This is a genomic window from Paenibacillus xanthanilyticus (assembly GCF_042682185.1).
GTDB classification, from domain to species: domain Bacteria; phylum Bacillota; class Bacilli; order Paenibacillales; family Paenibacillaceae; genus Paenibacillus_Z; species Paenibacillus_Z xanthanilyticus.
The window spans coordinates 1,554,853-1,579,449 of the sequence record NZ_JBHUHA010000002.1 but is presented as its reverse complement, the minus strand read 5'-3'; the positions used below and the strand labels follow the sequence as shown (position 1 = coordinate 1,579,449).

The window sequence follows — 24,597 nt, the reverse complement described above, 5'->3', positions numbered from 1 at the left end:
CTGGCAGGATTGCGAGGTATTCGGGTTGAATGTATACATCAGCAATTACTCGACAGGAGATGGACTTCACCATGCGTTACTATCATTGGCTCATCGGGCTTGTGCTGGCAGCAGCCGCTCCGACGCTACTCTATTGGCTCATGATCGGACCGGTCTTTTTCGACGTTGTGAAAACCACCTTGCTGCGGGCTCCGGCGGATTTTCGATATCACGATTCGTATTTGATCGTCATTGATTTCCGATTGTTTATCGTGCTAGGCGCGCTGACGTTCCTGTTCTACATCGCAGGGGCCTGGCTGATCGGGCGACGCAAGCGGCGAACGGAGCAGGGCAGAGCTCGAAAGACCGTCTAATCATAGACAGCTATTCCGCAGCAAAAGGCCAGAGGGGACGCGTATCCCATCTGGCCTTTCTCGTATTCCCAATAGCTTACGATTGTTCCGTCGGCAGCTCCTCGCCGTGCTCGTTCACGCCGAGGGCATTCCTCGCCATCACCTTGTATTCCTCTAAACCGGACTTCATGGCGAACAGCGCGATCAATACGGGATACGCGGCCATTCGCTCCACGATATGCTCCTGCATCCGCGGCCACACCCGGCCGCCGGCTTGCTCGTACCGCTTCAGCAGGTCGTCTAATCCCTCGTCGCCGAACAAGGCATGATAGATCGTAAAGTCCGTCGCGGGATCGGCGACCTCTCCCTCGGTCCAATCCAACAGACCAGTTACGTTCCCCTGCGGATCTACGAGTATGTGTCCCGGATGCAAATCTCCGTGGACGAGTCCGGTGTGCTTCGGCCAGTATGAATCATCAGCCAGCCAGCGCTGCCAGCGTTCCCATAGCGCGCGGGATACGCCGAAGCTGCGCTTGACTTCATTCATTTGCGCGGCAAGCGCTTCCCGCACTTGATCCGGCTGTTTCACGCGAACACCCGTCTGCAGCGCTTGCTCGGGGCCGATTCCGTGAAGGGAGGCCAGCGCTTCCGCGAGCGATTGAATGAAGCCGTCCGGTATATGCTGCGGATCCAAGTACCAATCGTATTGGCTCTTTTCCGCATTGATCGTACCCATCGGGGTCCCTTGCAGCCTTCGATAGGCGATCAGCTCCGGCGTGTGTACTTCCCATCTTGGCACCGACACCGTCAGATGGTCTGCTGCCAGCTGCAAGACCTTATGTTCATCAACAGCGGATTCGCTCACATCCTCGCGACGCGGGGACCGCAGCACCCAAGGGATGCCGTCCTTCCCGTCCGCGAATACCGCCAGGAAATCCAACCCAGATTCATTGATCTTGACCGTGGCGGCATCAACCTCGATGCCATTCTGGATGGCCAACTCGAGCATGCGCTCAACAGAAGCGGATAACTTGTTAAGGGTCATGAAGAATACACCTCGTTTATTTGTAGTTGGGAAAGTGGCGACAAGCTTTTTTAACGTAAACGAATGTATCCGATCCCCATGACCGAGTCCCTCCTTCGCGCAAATACCTCCTGATTGTAGCATCGACAGCCTGACCCTCCCAAGATAAAGTTCCGTTATGACCGTTCTTTCCGTAAGCAGTTTTTCGAGGCCATACCACGCGATCCCCAAAAGAAAAACCGCCTTGCGGCGGTTGCGATCGTGCCCATTACCTGGAAGATTACCACATCAGCGTTTCGTTGCGCGTTCGGATACGAAGCGGACCGGCACGAGAGTCCAACCGTTGCGGATCAGCCGCGCGCACTGTACTCGCGACTGTAGGAGGAAGGACGCTATTGAGCCGTTAGAATCTGCGGTCCTTCAGCCGTGATGGCGATCGTATGCTCATACTGCGCGGCGAGCTTGCCGTCCAGCGTCCGCGCCGTCCAGCCGTCCGCATCGATTGTCATCTCGTAGGTGCCTTCCGTGATCATAGGCTCAATCGTGAATACCATGCCTTCCTTGATGCGGAGGCCTTTGCCAGGCTTGCCGACATGCATATAGTTCGGCTCCTCGTGCAGGTCCCGGCCGATCCCATGCGCGAGAAGGTCCCGCACGACGCCGAAGCCGTTCGATTCGGCATGCCGCTGGATGGCGCTCGTCACGTCGCCGAGCCGATTGCCGGGCTGCGCCTGCGCGATACCGAGGTCAAGGCATTCCTTCGTGACGCGCATCAGCTTCTCGGCCGTCGGCGAGATGCTCCCGACCGCATAGCTCCAAGCCGAATCGCCGAGCCAGCCGTCGAGTTCCGCGACCGTATCGATCGTCACGATATCGCCTTCCGCAAGCGGCGTATCGCTAGGAAAGCCGTGCGCGATCACGTCGTTGACGGAGGCGCAGGTCGCATAGCGATAGCCCTTGTAGCCCTTCGTGTAAGGCTTGGCGCCGCGCTTCAAGATAAGCTCCTCGAAGATGCGCTCGATCTCGTTCGTCGTGATGCCCGGCTGGATGAGCGGAGCGATCGTGCGATGGCATTCGGCCACCACTTGGCATGCCTTGCGGATGGCCTCGATTTCATGCTTGCTCTTTAAGATGATCATGGTCGTATCAGGACTCCTTCGTAAGGGCTTGGATCGCGAGCCGGGCGATACGATCGACATCCAGCTCCGATGTGCCCGCATAATAATGCAGCCCGCAGCAGCCGACCAGCACGGCAAGCATATGGTCGACGCTGTCATCTTCGCGCCGGACGAACGCTCGAAGCGGTATGTACAGCCGTTCCATGAATTGTTTCTTGGCGGCGTGCCGATCCTTCTCCGGCAAACCCGCATAATGCTCGGCCGCCATTTTGTAGACGAGATAAGCGCGGGCGTCCGAACGCCACAGCCGGAGCAGCGCCTTGCAATAGGTAAAGATGCTCGTGTCATCCGGGCTGCCGCCGCGGGGACTGGCCCATTCTGCCAGGGCTAGCTCGCATCGCTCGAAGCCGCTGACCAGGACATCTTCTATTAAGGAATGCCGGGTAGCGTAATAATGGTACACCGTGCCGTACCCGAGTTCGGCCTCGCGGGCGACGTCGCGAATGTCGAAGCTGCCGCCCGTGCGGAAGTAGGCGCGGGCTGCGGCGTCCAGGATCTGTTCTCTCCGCTGCATGCGGATGAGCTCATTTTGTTCTTTGGTACGGGGGCACATAGGTGTGTGAACCTCCTAGGATAGACCTGCAAATTTGTCGATAATAAAATTGTACCGCATGGGGTGGGGATAAGCAAATAAGTCGTTAGGGAATATGCAAATGATTCGTTGCGTTCGACAAAGGCCAGAGGGGGCGAGTACCCCATCTGGCCTTTCTTCTGCTTTCCGGTAGATATGGCTGCCGCTCAGGCTGGCCGCTGCGATCAGTACTCGTTCCCTCGTTAATTTAATAGTCGGCATGCTTACAATTATGGTAACATGTGACTGTCTGCTGTTTATGCAACTTTAGTCTTGATTAGGGAAAAGGCGGCGAATGAGAAAAGAACCACCCAAGTTATCGTTGAGCTAACGGCGCCCTGCAGAATGGGACAATTGTTCCGATGGTGAGGGGAGTGGGATCTATACTTACATTTATTGGGTCTATTATCGGAATTCTAATTGCCGTTTTTCTGAATGTGGTCGTAGGACCGTTTGGAGGCGTCATCGCGCTGGGGTTAGCCTTCGGTTTCATTTTCAGTACACATCAGAGAAGCCAAATGATCTATGATGACTTGCAGCTCATAAAAAAGAAATTGGCGCTTGATGGATACGAATCCCCCTCGCAACTCGTTCGTATGGATGAAGAAGACGAGGATGACCTTCATAGAGATCATGACGAAGATTTAACCGAAATCAATGAAAAGATTGAACAGGAACTAGAGCAGTATATCGACCAGCAGCAGACGAAGAAAGAAGAGACCTAATCTGCGGCGTCACGCGCGCATCTCCGGGTCCGGCTCATGCAGGCCGCGGACATAGATGACGTAGCAGCCCCGATTCTCATCCACTTCCGTGGAGGTCGTGTACATCTGGCCTTGGCCCGGGATATCGACGACGTCTTTGAGCAGATAACGAATGGCGTCGAAGTGGGTGGCGCAGGGCAGCGCGGCCAGCAGCATGCCGGATCGGCTCGGTTGACGGAATTCGATGAAAATCCCTTGACCCCGGTAATGGTTCTCGTCCGGATACGCGGCATTCGGGCCGAGCTCTTCGACGATCAGGAGCTCGGTATCGCCGTCCATCTCGTTGGCCAGAAGCTTATACTGCCGTTCCCCGGCCACGAGATAGGTACATAGCTGCCGGGCATAGCACTCGTCGGGCGCAATTTGGTAAGTCAGGAAAGGATCGTACCGGCCGCTGCCGCGGTCGATGAAGTACGAGAAGGTTTGCATCCATCGTCACGCTCCTGTTCTATCGCCAGTTCGGCGTCGGTATGATGGAAGACAGGGCGTACAAATCAACTTGGAGGTTACGATGTCTTCAAAAATCAGTTTAACACAAAAGGTCATGCTGGGCATTTCCGGCGCCGCGCTCGCCGCGGTGGCAGCCGGGTGTTCCAGCACGGGGCACGCCTTGCCGCCGGAGCCGACGGACGGTTCTTGCCGGGATTGGGACTACGATGCCTCGGAAGGCGTCTATGAATGCGATGATTCTTCTTCCTCGCACCACGGCTCTTATTTTTATAACGGGAAGTATTATAAGTCCAAGAGCGCACTGAAGAGCAACAGCGCGTTTCAAAGCTATCATTCGCAATATATCAAGAACAATAGCAGCTCCGGCTTCGGATCGGGCAGCTCGAGCAGCGGGGGCTAGCACGCCATGCGACATGACGTTCGTCGAAGCCGATTTTACGCACGGATCGATCGGTATTGGGCGGATCTGTACGGCGAGGAGTACTCGCTGTTCGATGTCCATCTCGTGAAGAGCGAGGAGATCGAAGCCATCCGGGAAGCGACCGCGCGGGTCGGTCGCATCTATCGCAAAATCGGCGGCTTGCTCCAATCGGTGGACGCACAGACGCTGCTCGATCTCGGGTTTCCCGCAAGCTCGGTCCCGTATTTGCAGGCCGCTGGCTCGAAGCTGCCGGTCATTGCCCGGCTGGACTTGGTTCCCGAAGGCGGTACCTACCGCGTCCTGGAGATCAATGCCGATACGCCAACCTTCATCAAGGAGCTCTATCGCGTGAACGGCATGGTGTGCGAGCAGTTTGGCGTCCAGGACCCGAATGCGGGGCTGGAGGCGCAGTTGGCGGCTGCCATCCAGCGAGGGATTTTCGAGGCTTGGGAGGCGCTTGGGGGAGAAGGGTTTCCGAATATCGCGTTTACGGCACACGAGGACAACATCGAAGATGCGAATACGGCGTTATATTTGCAGGAGCTGTCCGGACTTCCCTCCCGGTTCGTCCCGCTTCACAAGCTGCATATCATGCAAGGCGAAGGCTTGTATGACGAGGACGGGATGCGCATCGACGTCCTGTATCGACAAACCTATCCGATCGAGCAGATGATCGAGGATACCGATGCGGAAGGCCGTCCGGTCGGACTGTGGCTGCTTGAGCTGGTGATCGCCGGCAAATTGGCCATTCTGAATCCGCTGTCGGCGTTTGTGCTGCAGGCGAAGTCGGTGCAGGCCGCGATCTGGGGACTTCACGAAGAGGGCAGCGCGTATTTTACGGCAGAGGAGCATGGGTGGATTCGAGACCATTTCCTGCCGACTTATCTGGAGCCCGATCCGTTTCTGGACCGAAGAGAGCGGTACGTAATGAAGCCGTCGTTCGGCCGGGAAGGCAATTCGGTCAAAATTTTCGACGGCGCCGGGAAGCTCCAGCTCGCCGATCCGCAGGCTAGCTATGCGCATTATCTTCCGGTCTATCAGCGCTGTCTCGACATGCCGGCCGTTTCGTTCCAGACCGTGCACGGCGCGCGCGAAGGGGCTTATATGGTCGGCAGCTTCCTGATCGACGGCAAGCCGGGTGCGATCGGCCTTCGCGCGGGAAATACCATTACCGACAATCTGTCGTATTTTTTGCCTGTGGGGCTGGAGAAAAAATAGGAAAGCAAGGGTGAATGTCTGGTCATGAACAATTTGGTTGTGGATTTTATTTCGTATTCGGCGCTCGGGTTCGCGATCTTGATCGTCGGCTTGATTCTGTTTGAATTAACGACGAAGAACAAGGAATTCCGGTTGATCTTCAGCGGCAATGTCGCGGCCGGGCTGTCGCTTGGCGGCAGGCTCGTCGGACTTGCGATCGTCGTTCGCGCCGCGGCCGAAAATTCGGTTTCGTTAACCGATATGCTGCTGTGGGGGATCATCGGCATCGTCTCACTCATTATCTTGTTCTATCTCGCCGAATTATTGGCCCTGCTGTTCGGCCGCGCGATCGGCGTGCCAGCGACAATTACGAAGGCGGTCGATCAGAACAACATCGCGGTTGGCATCATGATTCTGCTGCTCTCGGTCAGCGTCGGACTGGTGATCGCCGGTTGTCTCTCGTATGACCCGGCTGCAGCGGGCTAAGACAAGGCATCGCGTGACAAGGGGAGCAGGCCTACGAGGCGCTGCTCCCTGAATTATTTTACGGGTGAACGAAAGTTCAACCTTCGTCAGGCAGTCGAACAATGCTCTTATGCAGAAGGAGAATGATGGTGGGATCATTACGGTTTAAAATTATATTTTATATCGGTGTGTTTGTACTTACCTTTTTAATGGCGTCTAGGGGATATTCCACTCTTCATATAGCCGCAACCGTTGTTGTTGCCGGTTCTCTTGCGTTTTTGCCATACGTTTATGCATTACTCATTGAGAAGCGCATCGATCGCCTGGAAACCTTTCTTCGGAAGCAGAAGGGAAATCCCGCGATTTACATCAACTATGTCCTTGCAAACAAGCTAGAGGATGAGGCGAGCTCCATAATGGCACAGCTGATACGCAAATATAAGGAGCCCAATAAGCAGGCGCTTTTCAAGGCAGCTTATGGTTTGTATCGGAAAGATATGAATGCCGTTCGGGAAGCCGTTCCGTATATCCGCCTATCCAATTATCGAGCGTACTACGAAGTCATCCTGCTGGTGGAGGATGGTCGAAGTGATCAGGCGCTAGGAGCACTTGACGCTATCAAGAGACCTTGGATGAGATCGGCATTAATGGCCGAGATCGAGCTTCGAGCTGGTCGTCACGACGCTGCCAGTCAGCATGCAAGGGAAGCGCTGCGCGCTGTGAGAGGCGTGCACCGGTATGTGATGTATAAGGAATACGAGAGGTTGTTGCCGCAATCCATTGCGGGTTTAAGCTACTAAGACTGAAGGTGCTTCGGTGCATCCAGTGACGATTAGCAACGCTAGCTCAACGCTCCCATAACGACAAGAACGGTTGCTTCGGCAACCGTTCTTGTCGTTATGGGCTTATTTCGCATCCTGCCTCGTGTAGGTGTAGCGGATGTATTCGGCTTTCGGGTCGAACGGACTTTTATAGTAGAAATAGAGCTCGCTCTCGTCCGTATTCGAGCCGCCGAACCTCAGCAAGTCGCCTCGGAACGGCACGTCGTTGGTCTGTGCATAGGCCAATTCATCGCCGCTTAATAGTTCGCCGGCCAGTTCTACGACGGACCGGTCTACCAGATCGATCAGCGTCAGCATCCCCGTCGTGTTCGGACGTACAACCAAGAAGGTCTTGCCTGCGCCGAGCACCGCATACGACTCGTCTTTGCCGGCGAGCGCCGGCAGGTCGTGCAGCGCGGAGACTTCGCCACGGTCGTTGTAGACCGTCAGCTTGCGTCCATCCGTCAGCATGTAATACTGTAGCCAGCCGTTCGGGTCGTAGACTTGATAGTGATAGGCGTTGGGCTCGTGCCGGAGAAGTAAGGGGCTTTCTTCTGGTCGGCAATTTTTCCGTCGCGGACCAGCACGCTGTAATCGTCGTAATGGACCATCGGCTCGCCGTAGTGGTCGAGGAGCTTGACGAGCATGGTGCGGGAGTCGAGCACGACCGTCCCAGCGGATACGAGTCCTTGGAATTGGGCGGTGACTTTCCCCGCCCGAACGGGGGCCTGCTCGTACGGGAACGCGACATAGAGGTCACCGGTCTGCCGGTTCAGCCACGTCGTAACGTTTACGCCGTCAGCTCTTATATAGGTGTCTGGTTTTCCGATGCGGATGGCGTTGGTTGTGCCATCCCACATGACGGCAGCCCCGATCGTCTGCGAGAAGAAGCGCAGCGGCGCGTAGATGTGCCCGTTAACAGACTTCAGCGAGGTGGACAACCGAACAGGTTTGCCGTTTACGGTCGCCTCGGTCGAGCCTTGCTTGAGCCTGACGGTCAGTTCCGGGTAGGTCATCGCGACGGTCTTGATTGCACCGTGCCAAGAAACGACCGAGCCGAGCAGTTGACCGAGCTCCCTCACGGGGAGATACGTAACGCCAGCCTCGACGAACGGCGGAGTCTTCATGTCGAACGCCTGTCCGTTCAGAATGATGTCGATTTCGTCCTCAGACGGTCCTGCTGCAAGCGTGACGGAGGGCGGGACGGCCGTTGCGACGACGGCGGCGGCAGCTATACAGATCAGGGATTTAAAGGCGTTATTTCGATTCATGTCTTTCACCTCCGAATGGATGACATCGATTGCGCTACGTAACTGACGGATGAAAGGATAAAAAAGTTGTGGTTGCACGCGTGGAAACGTGCTAAAATCATTGTAGTTGGAAATGATTAAAGTAACCAAAATCAATAAAGTGGTGGTGATTACTGAGTGAGCGATAAAGAAATCAAAGTCAGCGTCTCCAATAAAGACGGTCAATTAGGCTTTTCGTTCTCGAGAGGCGGTCTGCGGGAGGGAGCCGGACGAAAAGGCATCGGCGTGACGAAGAAAGTGTCCTTAACGTTGACGGAGGAGCTGTGGGAGAAACTTGAGAAACAGGGGGCCGAACATCATCAATCCCGCTCCGAGGTTATCCGCAACCTGATCCAGCATTTTTATTCCCAATAACGGACTCCTAAGATAGGTGATGGCATTGTTGGTCAACATGCAGAAAGCTTCGCTGGTCCAGGCGTTACAGCAAGTTTCAAAAGCGGTATCGGTCAGCAGCCCGATCCCCGTGCTTGCAGGGATTTATGTGGAGGTCACGAAGGACGAGGTCGTTTTCATGGGCAGCGATGCCAGCCTGACCATTAAGGTTACGCTGAACGAGGCTGCTCATGGGCTGCGCATCCACCGGACAGGCCGGATTGTTGTACCAGCCCGGTACTTGAACGAGATCGTTCGCAAACTGAGTGCGGACGTGATCACGTTCGATATGGACGAGCCCCTCATGCTCCGCATTACGGCGGCAGATTCACAGGCCCGGTTATGCGGCATGGACCCGGAAGAATTTCCTTCCATGGATGATATCGAACCCCGTCCGCTTATTAAGTTCCGAATCCACACTGGTTTATTGAAAGCCTCCATTGCGCAAGTGGCAGCTTCGGCTGCGATCTCGGACATGAGGCCCGTATTGACCGGCGTTTCCTTCGATTACAGTCATCAGTCGCTGAAACTTATGGCGAGTGACGGCATTCGGCTTGCATCAAGCACGATATTTACCGGTACGAATTCTGGCCCCGCCGCTCAAATTGTGATTCCCGCCCGAAATTTAGGCGAGCTGTCCAAACTCCTCAAGCACGACCACGATGAGACGGAAATCGAAATCCGGCACAACCGCGTCCGATTTACGGCGCACGAGCTGCAGGTGGAATCGGCTCTCATCGACGGTGCATTTCCTTCTCTATCCCATGTCATTCCAGACGCCTATGCTTCCGAGCTCCTCGTCGAGAGAACCCGGTTGCTGCGTGCCGCTGAATGTGTTTCCGTCTTAGCCGGCGATCGAATCATCAAGCTGGATGCGACCGAAGGTTCTTTGGCGTTATCGTCTCGGACCGCGGAGATCGGGGAGGTGCACGATCGGGTCCCGTTACGTAAAATGAAAGGGAAGGCGTTTCGCATTTCTGTTAACGGAAAGTTCTTGATGGATATGCTTCGCGGTATGGATGGCGAATTCGTCAGATTAAGATTCGTAGGGAGAACAAGTCCGCTTGTCCTACTGCCGGAAGATGAAACATCGCCAACGTTGTTTTTAATTACGCCGATTCGCACGAACGACGGCTAAATAACCGATCACGGATCAGCGGAGGAAGCTAGCATGAACAAAACAGACCGTCAGCTCGCCATCATGCTGGAGCTGCAGCGGAACAAGATGCAAAGGGCGGAAGATCTGGCTGCCTTATTCGAGACGAGCGTGCGGACTATCTATCGCGACATTCAAGCCCTTAGCGAGATGGGGGTTCCAATCATGGGCGCTCCCGGCCACGGTTACTCCTTGATGGAAGGGTATTTTCTGCCGCCGATCGGGTTCTCCGCCGAAGAGGCGGTCACGCTGCTCATGGGGACGGATTTTATCGAGCAGCGGTTGGATGGAGATTACGGACAGGTCGCGAAGGCCGTCAGGCGCAAAATCGAAGCGATTCTGCCAGAGCCCGTGCGCGAGGAGTCGAAGCGCGTACGCGAAACGATGCGGCTTCTTCACGTAAGCGAACCGATCACCGGCTTGAAGGAGAAAGAATATCTCGGACAAGCGCGGCGCGCGATTATGGAGCGGCGCAAAATCAGGATGGCGTATCAGAAAAAACTTCCGGAATCGGACGGCAATCGGAAAAGCGCGCGAGAGGTCGATCCGTACGGATTGGCGCTCGTACAAGGCCATTGGATGCTGATCGGACGCTGCGGCCTGCGCCAGGAGATTCGCCATTTCCGGGTGTCGCGCATCACGGAGCTCGCCATGTTGGAGGAACGTTTCGAGATGCCGCCAGACTTTAAATTAAGCCGTTACCGCCCGTCGGACGACCGCAACGAACGCGTGGTCGTTCGCGCTCATCCGGACATGGTCGACAAAATCGCGGAGCACGCGAATTTCTATTTGGACGCGGTCGAGGAACGAGTCGACGGCGCATGGGTAAGCTTTCGCGTGCGAACGCCGGAGGAGCTGCTGCATCACATCCTCGGCTGGGGAGGCGACGTCGAGGTGGTGGAGCCGGAGTCGCTGCGCCGCCGGGTACGGGAAGAGGCCGAAAAAATGTTAAAACGCTACTGACACGCTGTTGTCAGGAGCGTTTTTTTATAATGAGCCTATCCCGAACGAAATAAGGAGTGTTGTGAAATGAAAAAAACAGCGGAAGCCTTGCAGACATTAGAACTGACGGTTGGACGTTATTTGGCGGAATTGGAGCAGCTCGATATGGAGCAGCTGCTGGCCAAGCCGAGCGAGGAGGAATGGTCGATCGGGCAAATGGTGGTGCATTTGATTCAGTCGGCCGAGCTCATGCACTTGCGTAATGTCGACCGTTGCTTGGCTGGAGACGAGGCAGCGCTTGGGAACGTGGCGGAGAAGACGGAGCCTGGCCGGACTGCCTTCGAGCTTGGAAGTTATCCGTCGATTCGGATTAAAGTACCGGCTTCGCCGCAGTATACGCCACGGCAGCCGGAGAGCAAGGAGCAGCTCGCGGAAGGACTACGGGGCGTTCTCGAACGGATGAAGCGTACGGAAGTCAAGTTGAGTCAGGCCGACGAACGGTATACGCTCCCTCATCCCGGCTTCGGCGCGCTTAACGCGACAGAGTGGTTTCTGCTGGTCGACATGCATTACCGACATCATTGGTCGCAGCTGGAACGTTTGCGGGAATTTCTGAGACAGCCTCAATCGTAAATCGCCAAGGCAGCGGATCATTGCGATCTGCTGCTTTTTGCTGTTTTCATGAAGCAACCGAGAACGAGAGGCGTCGAAGATGGGCATAATTAACAGGAGTGTATAAGCCAACTCTCAAAAAAGGATGTGCATCATGATTGCGCAAGCAGTTTGAAATCATCCTGTACGCCGCTTTTGCCGCGATACTCATCGCCTACTAACTACAACAGATAGATGAACATTTCGGAGTGAGCAAGGAGGACTCATGATCGGAACTATTTTTCTTGGGACGTTAGGTTTGTTTCTGATTGCGATCGTCGCGCTAATGATTCGAACCAAGCGGCTTGTTTATTGGTGGTTTTGCATGCAGGGGGTGCTGTTCTTTTTGAGCCTGTATTCCTTCTACAGCTGCCATCAGAATGAAGTGCAAACCTGGAGGACGGGGATTCGGCCAGCCGTGGATCCCGACGTATTGCTGGGGATGGCGGTCCTGTTCGGAGCAGCCAGCTTATGGTTTTGTTTTCTCGGCGTGGTCTTTCTCACCTATTATCGACAACCGTTACGCTAATCTGTGTTTAGGAGCGCTGTGCCACGAATGAGCAATCGGAGAGAAATTCAACCCTGGGTCGATTTGGTATAATGGCCAAAAGGAGTTGAATAGACATGAACGAAAATCAAATGGCCAGCCACAAGTCAGCGCAAGTAGGCGATCGCGAGATCGCGATCACCCGTTTATTGGACGCCCCGCGGGAGCTGGCGTTCGAGGCGTGGACGAAACCGGAGCATCTGTCGAAATGGTGGGGCCCGCAGGGCTTTACGTCGACGTTTCAGAGGTTCGAGCTCCACCCGGGCGGTACGTGGGAATTTGTGATGCATAGCCCGGAGGGCGTGGATTTTCCGAACACCAACGTCTTCACCGAGATCGTGCGGCCCGAGCGCATCGTCTTCCGACATGCCGTATTTCCGCATTTCGTGGCGACGGCCGCCTTCGAGGAGCAGGGCGGCAAGACGAAGCTTACGTACCGCACGGTGTTCGAAGAAACCGAAGCCGTCTTCGAACAGGTGAAAACCTACGCGGCTCCCGGCGCCGAACAGACGCTGGATCGGCTGGAGGCGCTGCTGGCTCATCTGGCGAGTAAGTAAAATAGGTCCGTCCTCCGTGATCCGTTCCATGCTGCAATCGGCACCGGCAATTCATTTCGAATCCCCGCTATCGAGCGGGGATTTTTTTGCGCACGGGTTATACGATGGTTGCTCCTAACGTCGCGTCATGAATAGCCCCGCATGGCCAGCTCGACGCGAGGACAACGGATGTCCAATCCCGATGCATAAGATATGACCCATTAACCGTTGAATCACACCTTAAGCGGCGGGAGAGCGGATTATATAATCGTAGTACCCTGGAAATTCAGGGAAATACAGTGACGAGAGGAAGGAGAGAGACAGGCGGCATTCGGGAGCTAAAGGACGGATTCGGCTTCGAACATGTTTGTAAGCGTTACCATTCAAGAGGGTGGCCTATAAGCCACGCCAATACTTTCGAGGAGGTTCATTATGCGAAGCAAGTTCATCGCGATGTCGATGATCGTCAGTTTGATCGCGAGTTTGTTGATTACGGTTGGTCCGCAGCGCCCGGTGTCGGCGGCGGGCGGAACGAACCTTGCCTTGGGCAAAACGGTCACGGCGAGCGGGCAGGCCGACGTCTACGCGGCAGGCCGCGCCAACGACGGCAATGCGGGCACGTACTGGGAGAGCGCAAACAACGCGTTCCCGCAATGGATTCAGGTCGACCTTGGGGCCAGCGCCAGCTTGGATCAGATCGTGCTGAAGCTGCCGGCCGGCTGGGAGACGAGAACGCAGACGCTGGCCGTGCAGGGCAGCGCGAACGGGTCGACGTTCACGAACCTGGTCGCTTCCGCGGGCTATACGTTTAATCCGGCGAATGGCAATGCGGTCACGATCAACTTCCCGGCGGCGAGCGCCCGTTATGTTCGGCTGCATATAACGGCCAATACCGCTTGGCCGGCCGGTCAGATATCCGAATTCGAAATCTATGGCGCGGGCGGGACGACGAATCCGGATCCGCAGCCGACCGGCACGAACGTTGCGCCGGGCAAACCGATGACGGCTTCTTCGACGACGCAATCGTATGTCGCGGCGAACGCCAATGACGGGAATACGGCCACGTACTGGGAAGGCAGCGCCAATCCGAGCCAGCTGACGGTCGATTTGGGGGCGAATCACAGCCTGACCTCGGTCGTCGTCAGACTGAATCCGGACGCGGCGTGGAGCACGCGCACGCAGACGATCCAGGTGCTCGGCCATGATCAGAATACGACGACGTTCGGCAATCTCGCCGCCGCGCAGTCCTACACGTTCAACCCGGCGACGGGCAACAAGGTCACGATTCCGGTGAGCGCCACGGCGAAGCGCGTACAGCTGAACATCACGTCCAACTCCGGCGCGCCTGCCGGCCAAGTAGCGGAGTTCGAGGTCTACGGCACGCCTGCGGCGAACCCCGACCTGACGATTACCGGCATGTCCTGGTCGCCGGCATCGCCGATCGAGACGAGCAGCATCACGCTGCAAGCGACGGTGAAAAACAACGGCACGGCGAATGCCCCGGCCTCTACGGTGAATTTCTACCTGAACAACGCGCTGGCGGGGTCGGCCCCGGTAGCCGCCTTGACGGCGGGCGCTTCCGCGACCGTATCGCTGAACGCCGGCGCGAAGAGCGCCGCTTCGTACACGGTCGGCGCCAAGGTCGACGAGAGCAACGCGGTCATCGAACAGAACGAGGCGAACAACAGCTATACCCACGCTTCCGCCCTCGTCGTCGGCCAGGTGTCCAGCTCCGATCTCATCGTGACGCCAGCATGGAATCCGAGCAACCCAAGCGCGGGCAATACCGTCACGTTCACGGCGAATGTGAAGAACCAAGGCAATGCGGCGACTTCCGCCGGGCCGCATGCCGTTGCGCTGACATTGAAGAATGCGCAGGGTGCGACCGTCCAGACGTTGAACGGTTCTTACAGCGGCGCGCTGGCTGCGGGGCAATCCGTGACCGTCAATCTGGGCACATGGACGGCGGCGAACGGCAGCTACGCCATTGCGACCAGCGTATCCGCGGACGCCAATGAAATTACCGCGAAGCGGGACAATAATGCAAGCTCCACGAGTCTGTACATCGGACGCGGCGCGAACATGCCGTTCACGATTCTGGAAGCCGAAGCGGCAGGCAACGGCACGAACGGCACGAGACTGGCGCCGAACTTCAAGCCTGGCGACTATGCCGGCGAAGCTTCGGGCCGCTCGGCGGTGTATCTCGATGCGAACGGCGAGTACGTGGAATTCACCCTGACTTCTGCGGCGAACGCGTTCGTCCTGCGCAATGCGGTGGCGGAGAACACGACGGGCACGGTCAGCGTGTACGCGAACGGCGCCAGCGTCGGCAAGTTCACGGTATCGTCCAAATTCTCTTATCTGTACGCGACGCCGAGCACGCTCGGAAGGCTTGGCTACGACAATGCGCCAGGGGCCGGTCTGACCGCATACTGGCTCTATGAAGACGCCCAGCTGCTGCTGAACCAGGTGTATCCGGCGGGCACGAAGATCAAGATTCAGAAGGATGCCGGCGATGTGCCATGGATCTACGTCGACCTGATCGAGACGGAGAACGTCGCGCCTGCGGCCTCCAATCCCGACCCGTCCAAATACGTGCAGGTGTCGGCGAGCAAATCGATCGAGCAAGCGCTGAACGAATTCCGGCAGGACAACACGAAGAAGGGTATTTTCATCCCGGCCGGCGAGTGGACGATGAACGGCAAAATTTACGTCTACGGACGCGCGACCGAGATTCTCGGCGCCGGTCCATGGCATACGAAGCTGGTCGCGCCGCAGAACCAGTCTAATACGGATATCGGCTTCAATATCGCGTCGACCGCCAACGGTTCGACCATCAAAGACCTGTCGGCGTGGGGCAACTATATGTATCGGGTAGACGGACCGGGCAAGTTCATCGACGGCAACGGCATGCAGAACGTCACGATCCAGAACATTTGGGCGGAGCACTTCGTGTGCCTGTATTGGGGTGTCAACTCCTCGTACAACACGTTCAAGAACAACCGGATTAAGAACACGTTCGCCGACGGCATCAACATGACGAACGGCTCCTCGTATAACGTCATCGACAACAACTATGCGCGCGGCAACGGCGACGACGCGTTCGCCCTGTTCAGCGCCGTCGATGCAGGCGGTTCGTATAACGTCGGCAACAAGTATACGAATCTGACGGCAACCAACGTCAGACGCGCGGCCGCGTTCGCCATCTACGGCGGTTCGAACAACCTGTTCCAGAACCTGTACGGCGCGGACACGCTGACTTATCCGGGCATTACGATCAGCAGCTACAGCTTCGGCTACAACACGCTGGGCTTCGGCGATCAGGACACGGTCTTCGACGGCATTACGCTGGATCGGACCGGCGGGGATTTCTGGACCAGCGTCGGCGCGGACGACAAGATCAACGAGTATCAGAACTTCGGGGCGATCTGGTTCTACTCCGGCGACCGGGCACTGAAGAATATCGTGGTCAAGAACGTCGACATTAACAATCCGGTGTACTTCGGCCTGATGTTCCAGACGATGTATCCGAACGCGCTGGCGATGCAGAACATCCGCCTGGAGAACATCAACATCAACAACCCGACCCGCTATGGCATCAAGCTCGTCGCCAGCGCCGAGCAGGGCCAAGGACCGGCGGTCGGATCGGCCAGCTTCACGAACGTGAAGGTGAACAATCCCGGCATCCAAGCAATTTATGGCGAGAGCAAGAGCCCGAATTTCACCGTGAACCGAGTGTCAGGCAACAATTGGTAGAAGCAGCGTCACAAGCTTGGCGAAGCTTACCGGACCTTCCGGTAAGCTTTTTCATTTCATCGACCTCGAAGCGCTCTGGTCGCAATGGAAAATCGGATTTTCTCGCACGAAATTATTCGCTGACATCCAGTTGTCAGTAATCGCATCGTATGATGTAGTTGTGGATGATCGGTCCAACCTATTGCATAAGGGGAAGATGACGATGAATACGAAACCAACCTTGCGTGGATTTGCAACCATCAGTTACTGGGCGGACGATATGGAGGCGGCCAAAGCCTGGTACGCCGAGCTGCTCGGCATCGAGCCATATTTCGAACGGTCAGGTCCGGACGGCAAACTAGCTTATGTCGAATTTCGTATTGGAGACTATCAGCACGAGCTGGGGCTAATCAATCGGCGGTTTGCGCCGGCCAATGCTTCCGCACTCCCAGGCGGTGCGATCATGTACTGGCATGTTGATGATATCGAAGGCACGCTTCACAGGCTCAACGCGATGGGAGCCGTCGTGTATGAACCGCTCGTGCACCGCGGAGAGGGATTCGTCACCGCTTCCGTCACGGATCCATTCGGCAACGTGCTTGGCATTATGTACAATGCGCACTATTTGGAGATGCTAGAGGCCAGAATTCAGAATCAGGCGACGGTCGCCGAATAACAGGCAACGGACAGCCGGTCACATCGATCGGCTGTTTTGCTATACGTGACCTCGGGGAAATTGGACTGCCCCATAAGATCGGGTGTCACCTCAATTCCAGTATATGGTACAATTGACTCTATCATCGTCATTACATGCATGCGCGCATGAAGAGGAGGAACACCGTGATCGGAAAGATGCTAGGTTTGGCGGCGGCAGCGATTCTCCTATCCAATCTTCCCGCAGGGCATGCTGCCAGCGCCGAACGGTCTGTTATGGAAAAGTACGAGGATTTCAAGCAAGCCGGAATCTTTCTGGGCGTCGCGGACGCTAAGGCTGACTTGGAACGGACGGTTACGAGAGCCGAGCTCGCCGTCGTCCTGACGCGGCTGATGAAGCTGGACACCAGCGAAAATAAACAAGCGGCGTTTGTGGACTTGGCCGGCCATTGGGTGGCGAAGAGCTCAGCCGTTAGCAATATGGTTCACTACGGGATCATGAATGGCAAAGGTCATCATCGCTTCGATCCCAATGGGCTGGTCACGATCGAAGAGCTTGCTGCCGTTATGATCCGCACGTTGAAGCTGGATATTCCTCCTGCTGCAATTACCGATGCCATCGTGTCCGATTGGGCGCGCGCGAACGTCGGAATCGCTGTCGAGGCTGGCATTATCGATCCGCAGGAAGATTATACGGCGCCTGTTACGCGAGCGATGCTGGTCGATGCGATCTATGTAGAGTATCAACCTATGCCGTTGCCAGCTTCATAAGTCGGGAAGGAGCGAGGTCATGCATAACGAACAAATCGAACGGATTCTAGCTAAGCTGCGGCTGCTTAAACAGAAGGACGAGGCTTATTCTATTTTTGGAGCGGAAGATCATCGTTACGAGCTGGATGAAGCATGGACGCTGGACGACGCCATGCGTTTCGAGCAAAAGTGGAACGTGAAGCTGCCCGAGGCCTATCGCGCATTCCTGCTGCTGGCGGGCAGCGGCGGGGCCGGTCCGTATTATGGTTTGGAGCGTCCGGAGGAAGGCGTGTACACCGATTTGGATTATAAAAACGAGCTTAACGACGTCTCGGGCTGTTTCCCGTATACGGAAGCATGGAATGCGGAGACGGATTGGGACGACGAGCGTTTGAGCGAAGCGGAACAGGAAGCGCTGGAGAACGATTATTTCAGTCCGGACAAGTCGGCTGGGCTTCTGCGGATCAGCAATTTCGGCTGCGGCGTGTCCATCAATCTCGTCGTGAACGGCCCGTGCTACGGTCAAATCTGGATCGATGACCGGGTCAACCAAGGCGGCATCTACCCGGACCATTATTTCGAGAATACGGAGCGGCTTACGTTCCTGGATTGGTACGAGACTTGGCTGGATCGCTCGCTGGATGAAATTAGCCTATGATGTTCTACCGGTCCGCATCATTAATAAAGGAGGCAAATCGCGGTGACGAAAGTATTCTGGGAACTCATTCAACAATCGGTCGCGCATGGCGAAGAGCAAGTAACGTGGTTAACGCGAGAATTATCCAAGCTGAGCGCCGAAGACATCCTGGCATTCGATATTCAATGGAAGCAAAAGATGGGTCAAGCCTACACCTCTTCCTTATGGGGCGCAGCCTATGTGCTCATGGGCGGATGTTCGGATGATGGATTCGAATACTTCCGGGCCTGGCTCATTTCGCGAGGCGAAGAAGTTTTTCATAAGGTGCTGGACAACCCCGAGTTTCTAGCCGAATTATTGTCGGACGATTATTTGCAGACGGATGCGTTCGCTCCTCAGTTGGAAGAGATGTTATCCGTCGCTGCCGATGCGTATACCTTTCTGAAAACCGGCGGCTTCGCGTATAACGACAAGGTGAATGACGAATTTCTGAATGAATTGGAAGCTAGAGGCTGCACATTCGAACCTCTTCACATCGAGTTCGATTGGGAGGAAGAGGAACTGCCGGACAAGTACCCGTTGTTGTGGGAACGATTCGGTGAGAACCCGCTGACGTAGGGCGCGAGCAGGTGAGGTGAATGTGATCGGCTATGTGGCGTATCGTGCTCTAGAGGGAAGACAATGCGGCTATAAAATGGAGCTTTAAGCGGAGGTGCAAATAGGTTGGAAATCGAGAAGGTGAAGGAGAAACTTCGCCACCTGGATGAATCCGAAGCTAAGAGTCTGCTGCTGCTTATGTACGCGAGACTCGACACGGCCATCAATGGAAGCGGAGGCGATGAGGTCATAAAGGAAGCTGCGATAGATGTACTTGATACTCTTCGCAGGTTGCCCTCTAGGAGAGTCGAAGAATGAAACGACGATTGACGAAAGCAAACCGCCTGCTGGCTGTGCTGCTGCTATTCGTGCTTGCCTCATGTACGGATGCCCAGACCGCGCCAGCTAATCAACGCACGGCCGCGATCTCCACGACGGTTAGCGAGACGGCCGGCCTCGGCATGGCACCGGCGGCGGATTACGAGGAAAGCGACACCGCCAATCCGGCATTCGATCAGCTTCTCCAGCCTTTTCTCCAGGCCGTTCGAGCGCAAGACAGCCAGAAGCTGACCGATATGCTGGCAGATATGAATCCGGACTACTATCGCGATTATTTGAAGATCGACGAAGCCTTCATGAACCGATTCCTGAAGATGCTCGGCGCGGAGATCGATCCGGGAACGATTCAGGCCGAGCTTCACGAGACTGGGGAGCGGCAAGCAACCTACAAGATAACGGGCACGAAGAACGGCGGCGATCCCGTCGCGATCGCGGATATGCTGTACGTAAGCCTCCCTCAAGGCAGCGAGAAGCCGTCGTTGGACTGGTCTTACATCCGTTACTTGCCGTATGCGGAAGGCTTGGCGACCGAATATATTCGCCTGATCCAGGCGGGGAATGCGGAACAACTGGCGCGTTTCTCGGTCGTGGATGATGTGGCATTGACGACGGCCAATGCCAAGAAGCTCATCGCGATCTATGCCATTTACTTCGACCATTTGAAGCAAGCCGAGCTGATCTACGCGGGCGGCTTTCAGTTCGAGGTGCGCGATGGATCGGACAATCGCCATACCTTCCGAATCGGGTACGGCGATGGGCTGATGGGCATCGAGGATACCTTCGCGCCGGCGATGACGTCGTTGTAAGCCGCCTGACGGTATTATCCCGCGGCCGGTATTCATCCCTCTCGTTCCCGCACAAGAACCCCGTACCGACTGCGAGCGGTACGGGGTTCTTCGATTACGCCGCTTAATCGCGAGCCAGCCCTATCGCGCACCGTAGGTATAGAGGGCGTATTCGTTCAATAATGATGCGGCTTTGGATACAGCCGGGTTACGGGACCGCAGTGGAAGAAGCTTTGGCGCTCGCCATCTTGATCGTAGGTATAGTGGGTGTAGACCGCCATCCGATTCAGATCAAGCACTTGGCTAACCGTGTAGACTTCTTCCAGCCAATACATGAAATACACGCACGGGGCGATCTCGACGTAATTGAAGGCGTAGTACCCCTTGTAACCTTTGTGCTGCCCGGCAATCCCTTCATCATGACGATGCGTGGCGTCGAAGAAATGAATGATGAAGACATTGCCGTCTAGATAATCATAGCGATAGGTGTTTCCGGCATAAGCCGGGATTTCTTGATGATGCCGTACAACATGAGCATGCGGATGATCCATACATTGCGCCCCCTTTTGTGAGCAGTATATGCAAAAGGTAGGCGTATGCTCTAATGCCGGCTTGTTGGCGGCCAGGCGGATTTAACCGGCGCCATAGGCAGCGAGATACAGCGGATAGGCTTGCAGATGAATGGCCTTGGCTTTGCGTTGGGCTTCTTCCCGATGCTCCGGGACGTGCTCCGCCTCGACATAATCGGCGAGCACGTCGATGACGTCGTCGAGCAGTTTCGCCCGACCATACAGCTCCAGCCGGTCGACGACCGCGCCTCCCGCTGCGGCCGACACCTTATTCTTCCATAGCGGCCATGACGAATCATGTCTGAGCGGTCCGAGCAGCACCGAATAGTCCATCGCCGCGTCGCCATCGCCGGATAGGTCGTCCCAGTCGATGATTCGGAAGCCGTCTACGTCGCAGGTCAGCACGTTATTGCCGTTCAGATCGTTATGCACGACATCCTCGGCGGGGAGCAGGAAGGCAGGTGTCCGGCGGACGGTCTCCCTCAATCGCTCGATCTCTTCGCCGAACCAAGTGATCGTCTCGTCCGAGACGAAATCGCGGAGCAGCTCCCGTGATTCGCATATGCCTTCGAGATCCTCCGTGAATCGGGTAATGTACTCGTCCTCGAACGCCTCCGCATACGTGCGAATCTCCGCCTTGGGCAGCATGTCGCGAAGCACATCGTCGCGATGGAGCTTGGCAACGGTCTCCATCACAGCGGGCAGTACGGCCTCGGGATTGCCCGCTCCCGCCAGCGGAGTCGCACCCTCGATGTACGTGAATACAAGGCCGTATGGATAGCCGGAGACGAGCTCGCGATCCATCGCATGAACCAGCCGCGGCGCGGCGTAGTGTTCGGCGAGATAATCGCTGACCCGAGCCCACTGCCGCAAGCGATCTGCTGTGTCCGGAGGCGCCAGCTTGACGTGAAGCCGCGTGCTGCCGTCCGTCACATGCATCGACAGGTTGCAGAAGCCCCCGGGATTATTCATCGTGAACGTTCCTCAGCTGCAAGCTTCTCGAGAAGCGAGCCGTTATGCGCAGACGTTTCGAACGAACCTAGATGAAGCGATTCAAGCGAACACCCCGTTCCGGATGACGGATGTGGCGAATTTCGAGTGGGACCGGATGTATAAGTTCGATGCGTATACGCCGATAGAACAAATGGAAGAGACCATGGGCGCGAAGTTGAAGGGCAGCGAGGAACTGATGGATGAACTCTTTTATAAGCTCATCTTCGTCAAGGGCGACAAGGTCATCCTTGCTATTACTTTGGAACGCATAACGGCCGATTTTTCGTCCAGCAAGCGGATGACGAAACGAGAGTCGTCTTTATTCAAGGTGGAGAAGATACCGGATGAATACGCTGCGGATCGGGAGACGATTCTTATTCAGCATGTGATGGAGTAAGACTGAGCCTAACGGGCAGCGTGCATGGATGTACCGAAAGAATGGCCGAAGTAATGATTCTAGTCGCAAAGACAGCGAATAACCGCGGAGGTGGGGGTAAAATGGTGGTTGAGGTTCGTCGAATGATGGAGTCCGATGTGGAGCTGGTGTATCGCGTGTTCAACGAAAATCGCATCGGGAAACCGATGGACTACATCAAGGAATGCTGGGCGCAGAATGAAGCGGGAGATCGAATCACGTTATTGGCGTTCAATCAAGGAGAGTTTGTCGGGAGTTTGCATCTTCTTCACCGCTCTGACTATCCGTACTTCGCGGAAAATGGCATTCCGGAAATCAACGACTTCAACGTAATCCCAGCCTTACGAAAACATGGAATCGGCACCGCGTTAATGGACGAGGCGGAGAACATCGCTTTCGGTCAATATAGCGTCGTCGGCATCGGCGTCGGGCTCTATCGAGATTATGGCAGCGCGCAGCGGATGTATGCCCAAAGAGGCTATGTGCCAGACGGCCGGGGCGTGATGGTTCACAATCGACCGGTTGTTCCCGGCAGTTCGGTACGCGTTGACGATGATTTGGTTTTATATTTTACGAAGGTTAAGGCGTAACTGTACGATGGCAGCAGTTCAGTTGCAGCCGGGAGGGGAATTCAGTGAAGAAGAATACGGAATACGGCCTTGGGCGTATATTTTGAGCTATACCCCAATCAAGATCTCGAAGGTAAATATAAATACCCTGCCTATAATAATGTGGCTTGGATATTGATAGCTAGAATTCTTGATCCTCTTCCGGGGAATGGGGCCGAAAAAACAGAAGGTTATATACGAACTTTCTAGATTCAATGGGAATGAATATTTTAACTTTAGTTGAGACTGATTTGGACGATGAACATGAAGAAGAATAGGTCAGCAACAGGAACTTTTTGGGAGTCGGATTCGTAACAAGCTCAAACAATCTACTTTCGAGGAGGCTTATTGTCGGTGGGCGGAATATTACCATTCGTGCTGATCATTGTTTACGGGCTCTTTGCATTACTTGGCTTGTATAGTCTTTATTTATTCATTAAGTTAGCGACGCGCGGAATAGAAGCGTTGGATATCTATCTGGATGAAAAACGCAACAGGCGTTCATAGCAAATGGCTCAAACAGACAACCACGGCTAAAATCATGCGGAATCTAAGTGTTAGGCAATATCTGGGTGGTGCGAAGCTGGACGAATGGACAGATGAAATTCGAGTTTGATTGTTCAGTGAAGGGGAGCTCGCTCTAGCGGACTCAAGACGCGACTGAAGCCGTTCGCAGCGATTGGCTTTTTCGTTGTTCTCAAACAGGAAATTATTTACATACGAACAAACGATCGCTATAATGAGGTGGGAATCATCACGATTTTGCTGCGGTCACGATCCAATACCTGTTCTGAGGGAGGGCGTACACGCCGATGCTAGACTTGACGAAAGCCATGCCGGATCATAAGGCGAAATATATTGGCGAGCATGATTTGTTTTTGGAAATATACGAGGGAGATAACCTCTCGGATTCGGCTCATAAGAGGCCGCCTCTGCTTTTTGTGCACGGCGCCTTCACGGGAAGCTGGATGTGGAGCAAATACATCCCTCACTTTGTCCGCGAGGGGTGGACCTGCTATGCGATGAACATGAGAAGCCATTACAAAAGCAGAGTGCTGGATATGACGCAGATTACGTTCGACGATTACTTGGCGGATATTCAAGAGGTGATGGCCGAGTGCGGCGTCCCGCCGATCGTGATCGGGTTTAGCATGGGCGGGATCTTAGGCCAGAAGCTGGCCGAATCGGCCGACATCGCCGGACTTGTATTGATCGACTCGGTCATCAGCAGGGAAGTGTACGAAGCCGTGCCGTACGAGCATCTCGAACAACCGATCATGAGCCTTGTCGTGCCCGCTCCGACCCGTGAAGAGCTTGCGACCATGGATGAATCCGCAGAGGATATTGCCTTTCAGCGCAAGTATTTGACGATGGAGTCGGCGAAGGCCTTTAACGCGTTCGTCTTCTCGCCCGAGTCGAAGGGCATATCGGTTGACAGCGGTTCGATTACGTGTCCATGTCTGGTCATCAAAGCCGTGAACAATGACGGCGACGACCGCCGGGGCCGCGTGATGGCCGAGCAGCTGCGAGCGGAATACAAAGGGCTGTGGAAGACGACGCATACCGGCGTGCTTGTGGGTCAGCGGTATAGGGAAGCCGTAGATGCCGTCTTGGATTGGCTAAGAAAGTCGTTCGACCATGCTGATCGCTAATAGGCAAAGAGAGGGGGGTGTCCCAAAAGTCATCAAAAGATGACCTTGGGATACCCCCGTTTTTTAAAAACAATGTCTGGGTTACCGCACCCACTGCGCGGTCACATGTTCTTCCGATCGCTGTTG

30 protein-coding genes are annotated in these 24,597 nt (G+C 55.4%); 22 read left to right on the top strand and 8 right to left on the bottom strand.

Features of this window, described 5'->3' with window-relative positions; all coding sequences use genetic code 11:
- Positions 1-71 precede the first annotated feature (71 nt).
- Positions 72-353, top strand: coding sequence for a hypothetical protein (locus ACFSKT_RS24135; protein WP_377721099.1), 282 nt, complete (start codon positions 72-74; stop codon positions 351-353).
- 76 nt (positions 354-429) lie between these two features.
- Here ACFSKT_RS24135 and ACFSKT_RS24130 read toward each other — a convergent pair whose 3' ends face one another.
- From ACFSKT_RS24130 to ACFSKT_RS24120, 3 genes are all read right to left on the bottom strand, one after another.
- Positions 430-1,377: a macrolide 2'-phosphotransferase gene (locus ACFSKT_RS24130; RefSeq protein ID WP_377721100.1), complete on the bottom strand. Its 948-nt coding sequence runs from the start codon at positions 1,375-1,377 to the stop codon at positions 430-432.
- A 371-nt stretch (positions 1,378-1,748) separates the two neighbouring features.
- Complete coding sequence (gene map / locus ACFSKT_RS24125) at positions 1,749-2,495, bottom strand: type I methionyl aminopeptidase (RefSeq protein ID WP_377721101.1); 747 nt, start codon at positions 2,493-2,495, stop codon at positions 1,749-1,751.
- Positions 2,496-2,502: 7 nt separating this feature from the next.
- The gene (locus ACFSKT_RS24120; RefSeq protein ID WP_377721102.1) at positions 2,503-3,087 is read right to left on the bottom strand and encodes a TetR/AcrR family transcriptional regulator; all 585 of its coding nucleotides are present in this window, start codon (positions 3,085-3,087) and stop codon (positions 2,503-2,505) included.
- A gap of 536 nt (positions 3,088-3,623) precedes the next feature.
- Between ACFSKT_RS24120 and ACFSKT_RS24115 the strand changes: the two genes are divergently transcribed.
- On the top strand, positions 3,624-3,830 hold the full coding sequence (locus ACFSKT_RS24115) for a hypothetical protein (protein WP_377721103.1): 207 nt from the start codon (positions 3,624-3,626) through the stop codon (positions 3,828-3,830).
- Positions 3,831-3,839: 9 nt separating this feature from the next.
- Here ACFSKT_RS24115 and ACFSKT_RS24110 read toward each other — a convergent pair whose 3' ends face one another.
- A complete protein-coding gene (locus tag ACFSKT_RS24110; RefSeq protein ID WP_377721104.1) occupies positions 3,840-4,298 on the bottom strand; it encodes a response regulator in 459 nt (152 codons plus the stop codon).
- A gap of 82 nt (positions 4,299-4,380) precedes the next feature.
- Here ACFSKT_RS24110 and ACFSKT_RS24105 point away from each other — a divergent pair, with 82 nt between their 5' ends.
- From ACFSKT_RS24105 to ACFSKT_RS24090, 4 genes are all read left to right on the top strand, one after another.
- Entirely contained in the window at positions 4,381-4,719 is a 339-nt protein-coding gene (locus ACFSKT_RS24105; RefSeq protein ID WP_377721105.1) for an aminotransferase yhxA, read from the top strand.
- Between the two features lie 6 nt (positions 4,720-4,725).
- Positions 4,726-5,958 (top strand): glutathionylspermidine synthase family protein, encoded by a 1,233-nt coding sequence (locus tag ACFSKT_RS24100; RefSeq protein WP_377721106.1) that lies wholly within the window; start codon positions 4,726-4,728, stop codon positions 5,956-5,958.
- 24 nt (positions 5,959-5,982) lie between these two features.
- Complete coding sequence (locus ACFSKT_RS24095; protein WP_377721107.1) at positions 5,983-6,423, top strand: DUF350 domain-containing protein; 441 nt, start codon at positions 5,983-5,985, stop codon at positions 6,421-6,423.
- Positions 6,424-6,545: 122 nt separating this feature from the next.
- Positions 6,546-7,202, top strand: a complete 657-nt coding sequence (locus ACFSKT_RS24090; RefSeq protein WP_377776358.1) for a hypothetical protein — start codon at positions 6,546-6,548, stop codon at positions 7,200-7,202.
- Positions 7,203-7,307: 105 nt separating this feature from the next.
- Here the strand turns inward: ACFSKT_RS24090 and ACFSKT_RS24085 are convergent, their stop codons facing one another.
- Together ACFSKT_RS24085 and ACFSKT_RS24080 are read right to left on the bottom strand one after the other, a co-directional pair.
- A complete protein-coding gene (locus tag ACFSKT_RS24085; protein ID WP_377721109.1) occupies positions 7,308-7,694 on the bottom strand; it encodes a hypothetical protein in 387 nt (128 codons plus the stop codon).
- Positions 7,688-8,494 (bottom strand): copper amine oxidase N-terminal domain-containing protein, encoded by an 807-nt coding sequence (locus ACFSKT_RS24080; RefSeq protein WP_377721110.1) that lies wholly within the window; start codon positions 8,492-8,494, stop codon positions 7,688-7,690. The genes ACFSKT_RS24085 and ACFSKT_RS24080 overlap by 7 nt, the downstream gene beginning before the upstream one ends.
- Positions 8,495-8,650: 156 nt before the next feature.
- On the opposite strand from ACFSKT_RS24080, the gene ACFSKT_RS24075 reads away from it, so the two are divergent.
- From ACFSKT_RS24075 to ACFSKT_RS24015, 13 genes are all read left to right on the top strand, one after another.
- A complete protein-coding gene (locus ACFSKT_RS24075) occupies positions 8,651-8,887 on the top strand; it encodes a ribbon-helix-helix domain-containing protein (protein WP_377721111.1) in 237 nt (78 codons plus the stop codon).
- A gap of 37 nt (positions 8,888-8,924) precedes the next feature.
- Positions 8,925-10,043 (top strand): DNA polymerase III subunit beta, encoded by a 1,119-nt coding sequence (gene dnaN, locus ACFSKT_RS24070; RefSeq protein WP_377721134.1) that lies wholly within the window; start codon positions 8,925-8,927, stop codon positions 10,041-10,043.
- Between the two features lie 33 nt (positions 10,044-10,076).
- Complete coding sequence (locus ACFSKT_RS24065; RefSeq protein WP_377721112.1) at positions 10,077-11,024, top strand: helix-turn-helix transcriptional regulator; 948 nt, start codon at positions 10,077-10,079, stop codon at positions 11,022-11,024.
- 66 nt (positions 11,025-11,090) lie between these two features.
- Positions 11,091-11,636: a DinB family protein gene (locus ACFSKT_RS24060; RefSeq protein ID WP_377721113.1), complete on the top strand. Its 546-nt coding sequence runs from the start codon at positions 11,091-11,093 to the stop codon at positions 11,634-11,636.
- 244 nt (positions 11,637-11,880) lie between these two features.
- A complete protein-coding gene (locus tag ACFSKT_RS24055; RefSeq protein WP_377721114.1) occupies positions 11,881-12,183 on the top strand; it encodes a hypothetical protein in 303 nt (100 codons plus the stop codon).
- 95 nt (positions 12,184-12,278) lie between these two features.
- Positions 12,279-12,758 (top strand): SRPBCC family protein, encoded by a 480-nt coding sequence (locus tag ACFSKT_RS24050; protein ID WP_377721115.1) that lies wholly within the window; start codon positions 12,279-12,281, stop codon positions 12,756-12,758.
- A gap of 411 nt (positions 12,759-13,169) precedes the next feature.
- Entirely contained in the window at positions 13,170-16,493 is a 3,324-nt protein-coding gene (locus ACFSKT_RS24045) for a galactose-binding domain-containing protein (protein WP_377721116.1), read from the top strand.
- Positions 16,494-16,695: 202 nt separating this feature from the next.
- The gene (locus tag ACFSKT_RS24040; RefSeq protein WP_377721117.1) at positions 16,696-17,148 is read left to right on the top strand and encodes a VOC family protein; all 453 of its coding nucleotides are present in this window, start codon (positions 16,696-16,698) and stop codon (positions 17,146-17,148) included.
- A gap of 164 nt (positions 17,149-17,312) precedes the next feature.
- Positions 17,313-17,897: an S-layer homology domain-containing protein gene (locus ACFSKT_RS24035; RefSeq protein WP_377721118.1), complete on the top strand. Its 585-nt coding sequence runs from the start codon at positions 17,313-17,315 to the stop codon at positions 17,895-17,897.
- A 19-nt stretch (positions 17,898-17,916) separates the two neighbouring features.
- Entirely contained in the window at positions 17,917-18,534 is a 618-nt protein-coding gene (locus ACFSKT_RS24030; protein WP_377721119.1) for an SMI1/KNR4 family protein, read from the top strand.
- Between the two features lie 42 nt (positions 18,535-18,576).
- Complete coding sequence (locus tag ACFSKT_RS24025; RefSeq protein ID WP_377721120.1) at positions 18,577-19,131, top strand: DUF4240 domain-containing protein; 555 nt, start codon at positions 18,577-18,579, stop codon at positions 19,129-19,131.
- A gap of 105 nt (positions 19,132-19,236) precedes the next feature.
- Entirely contained in the window at positions 19,237-19,428 is a 192-nt protein-coding gene (locus ACFSKT_RS24020) for a hypothetical protein (RefSeq protein ID WP_377721121.1), read from the top strand.
- Entirely contained in the window at positions 19,425-20,255 is an 831-nt protein-coding gene (locus ACFSKT_RS24015) for a hypothetical protein (RefSeq protein ID WP_377721122.1), read from the top strand. The genes ACFSKT_RS24020 and ACFSKT_RS24015 overlap by 4 nt, the downstream gene beginning before the upstream one ends.
- Positions 20,256-20,410: 155 nt before the next feature.
- On the opposite strand, the gene ACFSKT_RS24010 is transcribed toward ACFSKT_RS24015, so the two are convergent.
- Positions 20,411-20,785, bottom strand: coding sequence for a MoaF-related domain-containing protein (locus tag ACFSKT_RS24010; protein ID WP_377721123.1), 375 nt, complete (start codon positions 20,783-20,785; stop codon positions 20,411-20,413).
- An 81-nt stretch (positions 20,786-20,866) separates the two neighbouring features.
- Entirely contained in the window at positions 20,867-21,775 is a 909-nt protein-coding gene (locus ACFSKT_RS24005) for a phosphotransferase family protein (RefSeq protein WP_377721124.1), read from the bottom strand.
- 1 nt (position 21,776) lies between these two features.
- On the opposite strand from ACFSKT_RS24005, the gene ACFSKT_RS24000 reads away from it, so the two are divergent.
- The 3 genes from ACFSKT_RS24000 (at position 21,777) to ACFSKT_RS23990 (ending at position 24,471) form a co-directional block, all read left to right on the top strand.
- Complete coding sequence (locus ACFSKT_RS24000; RefSeq protein ID WP_377721125.1) at positions 21,777-22,193, top strand: hypothetical protein; 417 nt, start codon at positions 21,777-21,779, stop codon at positions 22,191-22,193.
- Positions 22,194-22,234: 41 nt separating this feature from the next.
- Positions 22,235-22,801 (top strand): GNAT family N-acetyltransferase, encoded by a 567-nt coding sequence (locus ACFSKT_RS23995; RefSeq protein WP_377776357.1) that lies wholly within the window; start codon positions 22,235-22,237, stop codon positions 22,799-22,801.
- 830 nt (positions 22,802-23,631) lie between these two features.
- Positions 23,632-24,471 carry an alpha/beta fold hydrolase gene (locus ACFSKT_RS23990; RefSeq protein ID WP_377776356.1) on the top strand — a complete coding sequence of 280 codons (840 nt, stop codon included), beginning with the start codon at positions 23,632-23,634 and terminating at the stop codon, positions 24,469-24,471.
- Positions 24,472-24,597: the final 126 nt, after the last annotated feature.

What these genes read in the sequence shown, in the direction of transcription:
- ACFSKT_RS24135 (WP_377721099.1), top strand. Translation starts at nt 72, where the DNA reads ATGCGTTACTATCATTGGCTCATCGGGCTTGTGCTGGCAGCAGCCGCT.
- ACFSKT_RS24130 (WP_377721100.1), bottom strand. Translation starts at nt 1,377, where the DNA reads ATGACCCTTAACAAGTTATCCGCTTCTGTTGAGCGCATGCTCGAGTTG.
- map (WP_377721101.1), bottom strand. Translation starts at nt 2,495, where the DNA reads ATGATCATCTTAAAGAGCAAGCATGAAATCGAGGCCATCCGCAAGGCA.
- ACFSKT_RS24120 (WP_377721102.1), bottom strand. Translation starts at nt 3,087, where the DNA reads ATGTGCCCCCGTACCAAAGAACAAAATGAGCTCATCCGCATGCAGCGG.
- ACFSKT_RS24115 (WP_377721103.1), top strand. Translation starts at nt 3,624, where the DNA reads ATGATCTATGATGACTTGCAGCTCATAAAAAAGAAATTGGCGCTTGAT.
- ACFSKT_RS24110 (WP_377721104.1), bottom strand. Translation starts at nt 4,298, where the DNA reads ATGCAAACCTTCTCGTACTTCATCGACCGCGGCAGCGGCCGGTACGAT.
- ACFSKT_RS24105 (WP_377721105.1), top strand. Translation starts at nt 4,381, where the DNA reads ATGTCTTCAAAAATCAGTTTAACACAAAAGGTCATGCTGGGCATTTCC.
- ACFSKT_RS24100 (WP_377721106.1), top strand. Translation starts at nt 4,726, where the DNA reads ATGCGACATGACGTTCGTCGAAGCCGATTTTACGCACGGATCGATCGG.
- ACFSKT_RS24095 (WP_377721107.1), top strand. Translation starts at nt 5,983, where the DNA reads ATGAACAATTTGGTTGTGGATTTTATTTCGTATTCGGCGCTCGGGTTC.
- ACFSKT_RS24090 (WP_377776358.1), top strand. Translation starts at nt 6,546, where the DNA reads ATGATGGTGGGATCATTACGGTTTAAAATTATATTTTATATCGGTGTG.
- ACFSKT_RS24085 (WP_377721109.1), bottom strand. Translation starts at nt 7,694, where the DNA reads ATGCTGACGGATGGACGCAAGCTGACGGTCTACAACGACCGTGGCGAA.
- ACFSKT_RS24080 (WP_377721110.1), bottom strand. Translation starts at nt 8,494, where the DNA reads ATGAATCGAAATAACGCCTTTAAATCCCTGATCTGTATAGCTGCCGCC.
- dnaN (WP_377721134.1), top strand. Translation starts at nt 8,925, where the DNA reads ATGCAGAAAGCTTCGCTGGTCCAGGCGTTACAGCAAGTTTCAAAAGCG.
- ACFSKT_RS24065 (WP_377721112.1), top strand. Translation starts at nt 10,077, where the DNA reads ATGAACAAAACAGACCGTCAGCTCGCCATCATGCTGGAGCTGCAGCGG.
- ACFSKT_RS24060 (WP_377721113.1), top strand. Translation starts at nt 11,091, where the DNA reads ATGAAAAAAACAGCGGAAGCCTTGCAGACATTAGAACTGACGGTTGGA.
- ACFSKT_RS24055 (WP_377721114.1), top strand. Translation starts at nt 11,881, where the DNA reads ATGATCGGAACTATTTTTCTTGGGACGTTAGGTTTGTTTCTGATTGCG.
- ACFSKT_RS24050 (WP_377721115.1), top strand. Translation starts at nt 12,279, where the DNA reads ATGAACGAAAATCAAATGGCCAGCCACAAGTCAGCGCAAGTAGGCGAT.
- ACFSKT_RS24045 (WP_377721116.1), top strand. Translation starts at nt 13,170, where the DNA reads ATGCGAAGCAAGTTCATCGCGATGTCGATGATCGTCAGTTTGATCGCG.
- ACFSKT_RS24040 (WP_377721117.1), top strand. Translation starts at nt 16,696, where the DNA reads ATGAATACGAAACCAACCTTGCGTGGATTTGCAACCATCAGTTACTGG.
- ACFSKT_RS24030 (WP_377721119.1), top strand. Translation starts at nt 17,917, where the DNA reads ATGCATAACGAACAAATCGAACGGATTCTAGCTAAGCTGCGGCTGCTT.
- ACFSKT_RS24015 (WP_377721122.1), top strand. Translation starts at nt 19,425, where the DNA reads ATGAAACGACGATTGACGAAAGCAAACCGCCTGCTGGCTGTGCTGCTG.
- ACFSKT_RS24010 (WP_377721123.1), bottom strand. Translation starts at nt 20,785, where the DNA reads ATGGATCATCCGCATGCTCATGTTGTACGGCATCATCAAGAAATCCCG.
- ACFSKT_RS24005 (WP_377721124.1), bottom strand. Translation starts at nt 21,775, where the DNA reads ATGAATAATCCCGGGGGCTTCTGCAACCTGTCGATGCATGTGACGGAC.
- ACFSKT_RS23995 (WP_377776357.1), top strand. Translation starts at nt 22,235, where the DNA reads ATGGCCGAAGTAATGATTCTAGTCGCAAAGACAGCGAATAACCGCGGA.
- ACFSKT_RS23990 (WP_377776356.1), top strand. Translation starts at nt 23,632, where the DNA reads ATGCTAGACTTGACGAAAGCCATGCCGGATCATAAGGCGAAATATATT.